Consider the following 12,081-nt stretch of genomic DNA (forward strand, 5'->3'; position numbering starts at 1 on the left):
GAGCGATACAGAACTCGAGGCAGGTCGATCCCACAGAAGGAAGAAATCTATGCACATAATCGCCAGAAGCGCACTCGAGACGATCAACGAAGCCGTTGTCGGCGGGAGCGTCCACAACCTGGGTGTCGTCAAGATATTCAGCCAACACCCTCAGTTGGCGCAATTCATTCCTGCTTCCAGCAATTTGGCGATCAGCTGGGTCAGGTTGGAGTGCGGTGAGGTGCTGGCGGTGCACAAGCACCCGGAGCCCAGTCTGATCCTGATCTGCGAGGGTTCCGGACGAACGATGGGCAGTGCTGAGCAGGAGGTCGGTGCCGGAGACATGATCCTCGTCCCCGGCGACTCCTGGCACGGCTTCGAAGGAACCCGGGACGGTTTCTGGGCGCTCTCGATCCAGTTCAACGGCAGGGCACTCTACGAGGACGCCGAGAAGCCCAACGCGGTGTTTGCAGGCGAGGTACCGAATCGGGCGGCTGTGCTCCTGGCGGACAACGAGAAGTACCTGCAGCAATTTGGTACCAGCAGCCTGTTGCGGCTGATCGATGCCCCCTCGTTCGACGACCCCCACGTTCGGGAACGGCTGCTCGACTGCCAGCAGACTTGGTCGGACGTGTTTCAGGACCTGCTGCACCTGCGTGTCGCGATGACTACCGACACGGCGCACAAGCAGGTGGCGCTCGACCATCTGTGCGAGGAACTGGGCCATAACGACAACCTGCGCAACCAACGAGGATCAGCGCACGCGCCGGTCACCGATGAGACGTTCGTATCGACAATGGAGTGGTTCAGGCATCAAATGCTGTACCGGAGCGACATGGTGCGCACTCTACTGATGCATGTGGTGCTTGAAGGTAGTGGCGAAATCTGGCACCGGGAAGCGGCGCGAGCGTTTCCGGCAATTCCGCACTTCCAAGAACACGGAGAAGACGACGGCCAGCACGTGAGTATGGGGATCGATCTGCTCGATCGCGCAACGCCGGCCGAGATTCGAGAACTCCGCGAAGCACTCGCCGAGGGATGGAAGATGATCACGCAATTGTGCGACAGAATCGCGTCGCTCGCCCTGGCCGACACGGCGGTCCCCACGTACTCCACATGCTGAGCGTCCTCAGGAAAGTCGTCTGGTTCGAGGTTCCCAAACCCCGAACTCGACTCGACCCTGTGCCCAACGCCTCGCACCTTGCCAGATGGCAGCGGTGGTGTGACGCGGCGCAGCGGGACAGCGTGAACGCGCTCCGAGGCGAGCGACTGAGCAGATCCGTCTTCGGCGGACTTCGTCGTGACATCATGCTCGGGCTCGTGGCCATCGCGGTCAATGCAGGATGCGCCTTTGGTGCTGCGATCACGCTGAAATCGCTGATCCAGCACCTCGTCACCGGCGATTCAGCACTCACGACGAACCTCACGCTTGGTATCACCTGCATCGTGCTGACCTACTTGGCGTGGCTTGCATTGAATCACACCTTCATGCAAGCCGACGTGGTAGGCATCGGAGCCCGGACATACATCGAACAAAGGCTGCTGCACAAGAAACGCAGCATTGCCCCTTCCGACCAACCGGCCGACCTGGTCACGCTTCTGGACCGGGAGGCAGCACGCGTCGAAAATGCGTGGTCGGGACTCATTTTCATCATTCTGGCACTCGCAACTATCACCTTTACCTCCGCGTACTTCTTCGTGGCGTTGGGACTGAGCGCTCTGGCGGCACTGTCGGTGATTCTCGTCAGTTCCGCGGTGATCTACTGGAACGCCAAACAATTGAATGCCGCGCACGCTGCACTGACGGTGATGGCGGCAGATCGCATCGAAGTCGGCCTGTTTTCGCTGAACAATCGCCTGCTCGCGTGGCTCAAGAACTGGAACGACGAACTGTTTCGGCGCTATGCCGACAAGCGAGATGGCGAGGAGCGCGCGCTCCTGAAAGCGGCGCGTCTCATCGCTCGGATCAACCTCATATCGACACTCACTCCGATCGTTGCCATGCTTGCCGCGGTGTTTACCCAGCTGGCCCACGTTGGTTACGTCGATCCAGCAGGCCTGCTGTCCACAATGGCGCTGGTCGGAGGCTTGAAATCCGTCGCCAACAATATCCCCTTCATTGTTCAGAGTCTGTCCCAGGGCATTGTCGGGCACACCAACGTTGCGAAGTACCTATCCAGTCCGCACTCGCTGGACACCGATACGACCGCAACGCGCCTACCGGCAACAACGGCGAAGCACATCGCCGTCGTCGGCGCCGCAGGCAGTGGCAAGACATCCGTTCTGAAAATCGGTGCACGCCACAGCAGCCAGGTGAACAGCAAAACGTTCTTCGTACCGGATGAACCGTGGATATTCCCTGGCGGGCTCTACGAGAATTTGTGTCTCTATCGAAGCGAATTTACCGACGACGAGGCCCGTCGAGCCTTGACACTGTCCCGACTTCCCGGAACCTTCTACGGCGACTACCTCTCGAGCAAGTCACGCGACCGGAACGAGGGCTGGAACGTGTCCCGCGGGCAGGGGAAGCGGCTGGAACTGGCACGGGCAATATTGGCCGAACCGAAGTTCGTTTACCTGGATCAGCCCACAGCAGGGCTGGACGACGACCTGGCGAATGGGCTGTTGGCCTCCCTTCTGCGCGGGCCGTGGCACGACACCACGGTCATTTATGCAACGGACAAGCCCGATGAAAAAGATGCTGCAGACGAGATATGGGTAGTGGCCGGAGGCGAAGTCGTGGAGGTGATGCGAAACCTCACACCACGTGCGGCAAATCCTGCTCGAGAACGCAAAAGGTATCTCGCTCAGGAGGATCGTTCGGTCGCTGGCTCTCCCCAGGGCGTGGACCGAGCGGAGTTCTCGACTTCGTCACGCCGCAGTCTGATGAGCCTGGGCGTCGCGAAGGTCGCGGTTGTCGCGTGCGTCCTGTTTGCGTGCCGCGACGTTCTGACGATTGTCGGTGACTACACAGCTGCCAGCGGAATTTCGACCACGAATGCGCGGACAGCAGCGACAACCCTCATCGCCGCACTGTCCGCCGGGGCCCTCCTGTCGATTTTCACCTCCCTGTTCATAGTCAAACGCAGCATCGTGGCGGCATCCCGAAACTGTCGGAATTACTTCTCGACCGTCATGAGTCCAAAGCCCTCCAGGCCGGCCTTCGACGAGGTCGATCAGGACTATCAGAGCAAACTGACTTGGGATCAACGACGTATCGACGAACTTCTGCCAGAAGTACTTCTGAATACGCTGGGTGCGGTTACATTGCTGCTCACGACCGCCGCCTTCGTTTTGAGCAAGAACATTTTCGTCCTGCTGCCCCTTGTCGGGATGTGCTTCGCCTACTGGCACAGTTCGAAGCGATCGGGAAGGCGACTGCAGGACTTCAACGATAGAGAGATCGGGACGACGTCGACCGTGTTGGAGCGGGTCGAGGCCATTACCTGGAGCTCAGCGAGATTCGACTTGGCACGCGACAATTCGGCCCTCGTCAATTGGCTGAACAAGAGTTTGATGAATCGCGCCTTCGCTTCGATGGACAATGCGGGCGCGCGCCGCTGGTTCAATTACAAGCTCGATTTGATGGGTGTGCTCTTCCTGTCGGTCGTCGTCGGTTCAACCGTGTTTGTCCAGGCCGGCGGCGGACCCGGCCTCAGCGGTGTTCTCGCGCTCAGTCTCTCGTACAGCCTCATCGCTGTTTTCGCCCGAGTGGGCCGTTGCCTGGTGGACCTCAGACAGGTTCTCGACAGCGCGGATCGTCTCCTCACGCCTCCGACCTGCCCGGCGCCGTGCTGGACCGGCTCAGCAGTTGAAGACGCAGCGCTCGTATCATTTTCGGAGGTAACGTACGTCGCGCCGCACACCGGGGCGGTGCTACTGGAAGAGCTTTCCGAGTCCTTTGCCAGCCGAGACGTCGTGGTCGTCATGGGCCCGAGCGGGGTCGGTAAGTCGACATTTGCGAAGCTGGTTGTGGGCAGACTGCAGCCGACAACAGGCGTCCTCTCTACATTGGGCCGGACGACGGGATACGTCTCGAATTCCCACGCCGAAGACATCCTCCTCCTGACGTCGAGTCCGATCTTCAAGCCAGGCAGATTGATCGAACACTTCAACAGCCCGTTACCGCTCGAATTGGCTCGCGTCGTCGACTATCTCGACGTGGCAGACGTCGTCGGGCGACTACCGTCCGGATTCGACGAGTCCGTCCCTGCCACCGGTCAGTTGAATCTGAGCAAGACGGAACTGCAGCGGCTGGCGCTCCTCGACCTGTTGATCAATCGCCCGGCGGTCGCAATTCTCGACGAAGCGACTTCCGAGTTGAGTACAACAGCGGAGATCTCGATATTGCAGGCCGTGATCTCTGCCTTGCCGGACACGCTCTTCTTCATCATCACGCACAATCCCGGGCTGACCGAACTTGCCAACCGAGTCTTCCACTTCAACGGCGAGCGACGCCTCCTCGAGAATTCTGGCCAGTCGCACACGACAGCCGATCGGAACTGGAATGGAAAGGAGGAAGACCATGGAATGGCTGCCCCAACGCGATGCGTTCTGTAACAGTCACAACGTTCCACGGCCACAACTTCCGCTGCGGAACATCGCGCACTGGAACGCGGTACTCCAGGGCAGCGTGAGCAGCAATGACGCCCTGCATCACGAGCGAGCGTACGTCGCACCCGGATACTTCTACATGCCCGTGTGTGACGAGCCCGACGATCGGACATTGGCGGAATTGTCGAGCCTGGCGTCAACCGCCGACTGGTTGTTGGTCCCTTCCCTTCGCAGATCCGATCGCCGTCGGCGCGCCGACGTCATTGCAGTTCCATTCATGAAGGCGGCATTCTTCCGGTCTTCGCGAAGTGTGGACCTCGCCCTGCGAACCGCGGTAGGACCCAGCCAATACAAATCAATCGTCAGGATCACGAGGAAGGCCGAAGCGGCGTGCACAACCGAGATACACCGTCTCTCGGACGTGGCAGAAGACAATCGGGTCCTGCGCGATTTCGCCTGCCTTCAGGCCATGAATGTGGCCAAGTACGGACACGCCAAGAACCTCTATACGAGCGATGTGCTGCGTATGCTGGCACGCTCGTCCGAAGGTGAGAAATACTTCGTGAAGCTGGACTACGACAAGTATTCGAATACTCCGTTGGCCGGATCACTGAGCTACGCCGACGATCACCGTGGCGTGTTTACGAAACTCGTTCGGGGACTGGATCATGACCGAATTCCGCGTGGGTTGAATCTGTATATCGCGGACTACTACCAAATGTATCATTTCGCGGATCGGCTGGGTTTCGCGGACGTCTGTCTCGGCCGAGGCGCCATCGACGCGAAGGTCCGGGTGGGCGCAATTCACATTGTCAACCTGGACAACTGGCTGATTCCGGTCAACACACAGCGTACACAGGCGATGCAGAACTACGCGAGATCGCGACATGGAGACTGAGATGATCAGCGAAATAGCCTGGGCAGATGGAAGATGCGTGCAATTCGACGAGGTGATCCTGTCACCTGCCACCCATGGGTTGTCGTATGCCACGTCGGTGTTCGACGGTATCCGCACGTACGGCGGCAGCATCTTCAAATGCGACGACCACATAGCGAGGTTGCGGCGGTCCGCCGAGTTGTTCGGGCACACCGTGCACTATTCGAATGCGGACTTGGCCGACGCCTGCCACGAATTGGTGAGGGCCAACGATCTGGCCGATGCGTACATCAAGTGCTTGGTCTTCTATGACGACACCGATGTGAGTTTCAAGGCGCAGAGCTCTTCCAGCAAGGTGGTCCTGTTTGCCCTGCCCTTTCCTTCGAATTCGGCCGCGGAGCAATATCGGCTCTCGACGGCAACGTGGCGGCGTGCACCCGCCTCGTGCCACCCGTATCAGGCGAAAACGTCGTCTACCTACGCGTTGAGCTACTTGAGCCACCGCGGGCGGGCCGACGGCTACGATGATGTGCTCTTCCTCTCGACAGCCGACGCTGTGTGCGAGTCGAGCGGCTCGAACGTGTTCTTCGTCAAGGGAAACGCATTGTTCACGCCGACTGCCGAATTGGCCCTCGACGGGATTACCCGAAGGGTGATAATCGATGAGCTGTGTCCGCGACTGAAGCTCTCGGTAACGGAACGCGACATCGCCTACGGCGAGATCGGATCGTTCGACGCCGCATTTCTGTGCGGGACTGCGATCGAAATCATGGAGGTTTCCGGCATCGACGAGATCCGGTATGCGAAGTCCGCAGTGGTCGATGCGATTGCAACCGAGTATCGGCACTTGACCAACGGCCGGTCCGCGATCCGATGACGACCAAGCAAGGTGGGTCATCCTTCCCCCCAGGGTTCCTAGCTTCACGGCCGTCGGCCCGGGATAGTACTGGAAGGGGAAAGTCCATTTCGCCGAACGATATTCCATCCAGCGGGGTCTTCTGAATGAAACTGCTCATTCTCCATCGCGTTCCGTATTCCTTCATCGAATACCATCGTGTAATCGACCATGGAATTCACGATGTCGTCTACGTGGGCTCGAGCGCGCAACTTGCGACCGTGCCGCCCGACCTTCCTTGCACGAGGGTTGAACGCCCGGGTCGAGCAGGTCTGGCCGAGGAAGTTCGCACCCTGTTCTCCCCCGACGATGCCTTCGACCGAGTCATCAGCGTCTCCCAGTACGAGATGATGGAGGCAGCGCAGATAAGACGGAGCCTCGGAATAGAAGGAGTATCACCGGAGCAGGTCCACATCGTGAACGACAAGGTAGCGATGAAAGCCGCAGTCGCAGGATGCGGACTTCGCGTGCCCAGATTTGTTCGCTGCGATGAAGCGCTCACCGCTTCGTCCGCCGATGTCACTCCCTGGGCTGGGAAGACGGTGCTCAAACCACTCGATGGAACCGCCAGCAAGGATGTTTTCGTTTTCGCCACCTACGCTGACGCCGGCACTGCGATTCTCAACCACCCTACAGGTCTGGAGGACTGGGATCCGGAACGCTTCCAGCTCGAAGAATATGTGGAGGGGCCGATCTTCCACTTCGATGGCGTGATGCTTGCCGGTGCGCCGGTGGCGATCGTCGCCAGCAGATATCTGGGCACTTGCCTCGAGTTTGCCCAGGGAGTTCCGCAGGGATCGATTCAAGTCGACGACGACGGTGGGCGTTGCAAGGTAGCGGTCGAGTACCTTCGGGCCGTGGGTATCGACAATGGCCCATTCCATCTCGAAATGATCGAGGCCGCAGATGGAATGGTTTTCCTGGAGGTCGGCGCCCGCCCTGGCGGCGGACATATCAAGGAGACATTCCGGCTTGCCACAGGCATCGACTTGGTCGCGGCCGGTTTGGCCTGCAACCTCGATTGGTCACCTCTCGAAATCAATCCACTGAAACGGTGGTTCGAAAGTACGTCGAGCAGTACGGTCTACGGGGATTTCATGTTCCCGGGTCACCTGCTTCCGTCGCGGTATTGCGCGATATCGGGTGGAGAACGATTTCAGGCCCACCCAGACGTTGTCCGATGGAAGGAGCTGGACGCGGGCGCTTCTCTTCCGGAGACCGTGAGCTATTTCGATTTCGAATTGCCCGTCAGCGGCATCGTCGCCGGCCGGTCGAGCTCTGAAGTGACTTCACTCATTCGCGAAATCCTGACGACCGTGCAAGTCGTACCGATTGAGCAGCCCACGCAATGCCCCACACCTGGCTGACCGGGCAGAACGTGAATCTGCCCGGTCAGTGCGGGAGCGCGCTCGTCTCCACCCGAATCCGATCCTGTGCCTCAGCCAACCGGCGCTCGGCGTCCACGAGATCAGTGCCGACCGCGACTATGACACCTTGACGATCCGCAGAGGACCGGAGCGGACCGAGGTGTTGCCCTGGTTCGAGAGAACACTGCAACCGGATGACCCCCTCGGCCTGACGCGCGGCTTCGATGCCCTGCACGCGTTCGATCACCACATTCTCGTAACCAAAGAATGCGACGCAGCCTGCACCGCGCCCGGGTGCTCGCGATTGCGGCGGCAGCCCGGCAAGATGACAGATCGACTCCCGGACCAGATCGCGACCCATCGCACGGTGCACCAGCTCCCAAATGAAATCGCCTCCAGGACGGCTATTACCCTCGATGATCCGTGGCCCGGCCGAACCGATACGCACTTCGGTATGGGCCGGCCCAAAGGAATGACCGATCGAACTGAGGAAATCGGTGACGAGACCGCGGAGCTCGGCAAGGGCCGATGCCGCGAGCACGGCCGGCATCAGATGACCGGTTTCGATATACCGTGGCGGGCCGGTGGTGGTTTTTGCGGTCACCGCGATGATGTCGTGCCGGCCATCCGTGGTGAAGGATTCGACGCTGTATTCGGGGCCGTCGATGAACTCTTCGACCAGGGTCGGCCCGGGGTACTCGCCGCGAGAGCAGGCGAATGCGGATTCGACCTGGTCAAGGCTGGAGACGCGAAGAACACCGGAGCTGCCGGCGCCTTCAGCCGGTTTGACGATGATCGGGCCGCCAACTGACTGAAGAAAGCTCCGTACCTCGGAGGCCGAATCGCAGCTTCGGGTCAGCACAGCTCCGAGATCACGGCCGGCCAGGTGCTCGCGCATGGCGATCTTGTCGCGGGTCAACCGGACGGCTTCCCGCGCATTGCCCTTGATGCCCAATGCCTCTTTGATCACGGCGGCCGGCATGAGGCCGTGCTCGGTGAATGACACGACGGCATCGACGGGTTCAACCTCGTGCAGCTCCTGCGCCATGCTGAGCGCCTCTGCCTGGTTGCGGTAGTCGAATACGCACAGCCGGTGGGCGCGCCTGGCCTGCCGCGCGGTGACCGATTCGGAATTCTGAAACACAGTCAGCTCGACCGGTAGATCTTCGATCATTCGGAAAGTCTCGTCATGTCCGCCGACGATCAAAATGTGAGCCATGCCGACCCAGCTCCTCGAGGTCCGCTGATTCCCGGAGGTCTCGCTCGTCCGGCCGGTCTCACTTCCGGCCCTCGATTACGCTGAAGCCGCAGGGCAGGAGCGTACTGCCGGTGAGTCCGAGGCCTGCGCGCTCGTATAGGCGCGCGTAGTCCTGAATCGTGCGCTCCCGGCCGCCCGTCATGACCAGCATGGCGACGTCCACCACATTTCCCCAGACGTATTCGCCGTCCCCGCTGATCACCCGCTCCAGGACCAGGATCCTGCCGCCGGGCGCGAGTGCGTTCGCGCAATTGGTGAGGACGCGTACCGAGTCGTCGTCGTTCATCGTGTGGAGAACGCTCTTGAGCAGGTGGACATCGCCCCCGCCAGGCACCTCTGTGAAACCGTCGCCGGGCACAATGCCACACCGCTCATCGACGCCATACTCCCGCAAGGTGTGACCGGCCCTGGCCAGCGAGAACTCCAGGTCGTAAATCGTGCCCCGCAGATGATCGTGTTTGCGCAACAGCTGGGCGGTCACGATGCCGTAGCCACCGCCGACATCGACGACGTGCCGATTGTCCGCGAAATCGATCGCTTCCGCGGTCTCGAGACCGGCGCGGATCGAGATCTCGTGCCAGCCCAGATGGAAGCGCTGGGCGGAGTCGGGGTGCTCGGCCAGGTAGTCGAAGAGGGATTTGCCGAAGAACTGGCCGAATCCTGTCTGTCCCGTACGTGCGCATTGGAGCAGCTCGCTCCAGGCCAGGTACGTTTCTGCGCCGGCAAAGAGCTCCACCTCGGCTGCGATCGATTCCGGATTATCCCTGCGCAAGAATTCGGCTCGCGGGGTGAGTGCGCATCTGTCCTGCTCGTCCACGGAGAAGATCCCCACGCTCATGAGTAGGCGGAGGATCCGCTTCAGCGCATCGGGATCAGTGCCGCTTCGTTGTGCGAGGTCGGCAAGCGCCATTGGGCCCCCCTCCAGCAGATCGGCGAGCTCCAGCTCGACGGCTACGAACAAGCAGCTGGATATGTTGTAGCCATGAACCATTTCTTTGACACAGAGTCGGTCGGGCTTGTCACGGAAGTCGAAATACATGTGCGCCTTCGAATAGGTCGTGGAGTACAGCAGTACGTGGAACTCCCGGACTCCCGGGCGTTCAACCAGCGTGAGGTTTCACCGCGTCGCGCGATAGATACCCAGGGGCTGGCAACCATCCACCCCCGCCCGCACCAAGTAGGTTCAGGTGGTAATCGCAGGGTCCGATTCCGACCCCAGATTTCGCACCAGCCAACGCCTGTCGACGAGATGCATGAGGACCGGGCACACGTACCGGGGATCGTGCGGCTGCCACAGACCGCCCTCCAGCGCCGAGGCGTCGAGTACGTAGAGCGCCTCGACTCCCGGGGCGACCATCCTGGTGGCTGAACCGATTCCCCACGTCGCCGGATCTGGCAGCATCGCCCGAAACGACCGCACATGCACGCGCTCGAGATGCACCCACAGCGGATGATCCGGCGGCCCGGCGAGGGCCGCCTCAACCGCCTCACCATTCCAACCGTCAACAGTCATCTGATAGTGGTTGTCACGCACCCACTTCTGCGCGAGTACCGCCCGGAAGTCGGGATCCACGTTCGGCCATACCGACAGCAGATCCCGGTCCGCTCCGGAAGGGCGGACACCGCCGGCACCGCACCGCGGTCCGAGGCGTCGTCCCGGTCGACCAGCAACGCCCGGACCGCGTCGAGGAACCGCGGGGTCAGTCGGCCGAGTAACTCGCGCAGATCCGGCGTCCACACCGGCCGGAACAACTCGGCATCGGCCAGCGTCAGCAGCAGGTTGTTCAGGGTCTGGGGAAGCCAGACGCACGCGTCGAGAACCACCCGACAGGCAGCCACCGGTTGCCCTGCCCCTCGATCCGCGGGTCGAGGGGCAGGGTGTCAGACGCGTCGCCGGGGTCTGGGGTTTCCTCGTGCGCCATCTCCTCGAACACCTGACCGCGTCGCGCGCGCTCGTGTTGTCGAAAGGCCAGCACGTCCGCCAACTCCACCCGCTGGTGCCTGCTCGGCGACGAGTAGGAAATCTTCCCGGCCTCCAGCAACCGCACCAACGTCGGGGGGTAATGCCCAGCAGTTCCGCGGCCTCCTGCGTCGTCAACACCGTCCGATGCGGCTCCACCGTCACCACCTGCCCCCGATCCAGAGCCGTGACCGCGTCGACGAGCAGCCTCCGGACACTGTCCGGCAACGGCGCCGAACCCTCCGGAGTCGAGATCGTCACATCATCCTGACCAGCGATAACATACTTCAACGCGGTGAGAAGGTCCCATCGTCGGCGCCCGGCGGCAACACCGTGTGGTTCATCAGAGCGGCCATACCCCAACCATAAAGCGAAAAAAACGAACACACTCTCCTGCGCAGCGGACGAGGTGTCTCTCAGCCCAGCCCGTCGAGGAACTCCTCGACCACTTTCCGGTACTGCTCCGGCTGGTCGTCGTGGACGAGGTGCCCGGCCTGCTCGATGCGGACGTACTCGGCGCCGGGATGCCGCTCCGCCATGGTCCGCATCTGACCGTCGGGGGTGATCGTGAACTCCCCTTCGATCAGCAGGGCCGGAACGGTGATCGACGCCCACTGGTCCCAGAAGTGCCTGCCACCCCACTCCTCGGAGATGTCACGGAACGTGTCGACGTCCCCGTGCAGATACCAGCCGTCGGCGCGTTTCTCGAACGAGTCCAGGAAGTACTGTCCGGCAACCGGACCGAAGAACTCGAAGAGGTCCTCCCGCGTCGCGAACGGCTGTGGCCATTTCGAGATCATCGCCGCCCAGTCCGCGGCGGTCCGGCCCCGGAAGTCGGGGGCCATGTCTTCGAGCACAAGCGCCGACACCTTCGCGGGGTGTTCGGCCGCCAGGCACCACGCGTGCAGGGCGCCCATCGAATGGCCGATCACCACCCACGGCTCGGCGAAGGGCGCGAGTGCGGCGGCGAGGTCTTCCACGAACGCTTCCGTCGTCAACCGCGACGGTGCGGGCCTGCCGTGACCTGCGGCGTCGAACGTGAAGACGTGGCCGTGCTCACGCAACCACGGCACGTGCCGCCCCCAGGTCCGCGCGCTGCCCATCAGCCCGTGCAGTAGCAGAATCGGCTGTCCCGTTCCACCCTCGTCGTGCAACGCACTCTCACCTGCCACCCCTCCGACGCTAGCGGAG

Annotated in this window: 10 protein-coding genes and 1 pseudogene; 5 read left to right on the forward strand and 6 right to left on the reverse strand. The window is 61.5% G+C overall.

The window, feature by feature from the left end; translation table 11 throughout:
• The first annotated feature begins 49 nt into the window (after positions 1–49).
• From ACNJ7E_RS15470 to ACNJ7E_RS15490, 5 genes are all read left to right on the forward strand, one after another.
• A complete protein-coding gene (locus ACNJ7E_RS15470) occupies positions 50–1,102 on the forward strand; it encodes a cupin domain-containing protein (RefSeq protein WP_280779103.1) in 1,053 nt (350 codons plus the stop codon).
• Positions 1,096–4,539, forward strand: a complete 3,444-nt coding sequence (locus ACNJ7E_RS15475) for an ATP-binding cassette domain-containing protein (protein WP_418340324.1) — start codon at positions 1,096–1,098, stop codon at positions 4,537–4,539. Before ACNJ7E_RS15470 ends, ACNJ7E_RS15475 begins: the two co-directional genes overlap by 7 nt.
• Positions 4,505–5,431 carry a hypothetical protein gene (locus ACNJ7E_RS15480; RefSeq protein ID WP_280779105.1) on the forward strand — a complete coding sequence of 309 codons (927 nt, stop codon included), beginning with the start codon at positions 4,505–4,507 and terminating at the stop codon, positions 5,429–5,431. Before ACNJ7E_RS15475 ends, ACNJ7E_RS15480 begins: the two co-directional genes overlap by 35 nt.
• A gap of 37 nt (positions 5,432–5,468) precedes the next feature.
• Positions 5,469–6,287, forward strand: coding sequence for an aminotransferase class IV (locus ACNJ7E_RS15485; protein WP_418340325.1), 819 nt, complete (start codon positions 5,469–5,471; stop codon positions 6,285–6,287).
• A 125-nt stretch (positions 6,288–6,412) separates the two neighbouring features.
• A complete protein-coding gene (locus tag ACNJ7E_RS15490; RefSeq protein WP_418340326.1) occupies positions 6,413–7,672 on the forward strand; it encodes an ATP-grasp domain-containing protein in 1,260 nt (419 codons plus the stop codon).
• A gap of 25 nt (positions 7,673–7,697) precedes the next feature.
• On the opposite strand, the gene ACNJ7E_RS15495 is transcribed toward ACNJ7E_RS15490, so the two are convergent.
• From ACNJ7E_RS15495 to ACNJ7E_RS15520, 6 genes and pseudogenes are all read right to left on the reverse strand, one after another.
• Complete coding sequence (locus tag ACNJ7E_RS15495; RefSeq protein ID WP_418340327.1) at positions 7,698–8,891, reverse strand: ATP-grasp domain-containing protein; 1,194 nt, start codon at positions 8,889–8,891, stop codon at positions 7,698–7,700.
• A 58-nt stretch (positions 8,892–8,949) separates the two neighbouring features.
• Complete coding sequence (locus ACNJ7E_RS15500; RefSeq protein WP_418340328.1) at positions 8,950–9,969, reverse strand: methyltransferase; 1,020 nt, start codon at positions 9,967–9,969, stop codon at positions 8,950–8,952.
• Between the two features lie 144 nt (positions 9,970–10,113).
• The gene (locus ACNJ7E_RS15505; RefSeq protein WP_280779110.1) at positions 10,114–10,443 is read right to left on the reverse strand and encodes a hypothetical protein; all 330 of its coding nucleotides are present in this window, start codon (positions 10,441–10,443) and stop codon (positions 10,114–10,116) included.
• On the reverse strand, positions 10,440–10,769 hold the full coding sequence (locus ACNJ7E_RS15510; RefSeq protein ID WP_280779111.1) for a hypothetical protein: 330 nt from the start codon (positions 10,767–10,769) through the stop codon (positions 10,440–10,442). The genes ACNJ7E_RS15505 and ACNJ7E_RS15510 overlap by 4 nt, the downstream gene beginning before the upstream one ends.
• 41 nt (positions 10,770–10,810) lie before the next feature.
• Positions 10,811–11,234 (reverse strand): annotated as a pseudogene (locus ACNJ7E_RS15515) (helix-turn-helix domain-containing protein); the annotation flags it as partial.
• A 72-nt stretch (positions 11,235–11,306) separates the two neighbouring features.
• A complete protein-coding gene (locus tag ACNJ7E_RS15520; RefSeq protein ID WP_280779112.1) occupies positions 11,307–12,062 on the reverse strand; it encodes an alpha/beta fold hydrolase in 756 nt (251 codons plus the stop codon).
• Positions 12,063–12,081: the final 19 nt, after the last annotated feature.

This window comes from Rhodococcus mengyinensis (assembly GCF_048381435.1).
GTDB lineage: Bacteria > Actinomycetota > Actinomycetes > Mycobacteriales > Mycobacteriaceae > Rhodococcus_F > Rhodococcus_F opacus_D.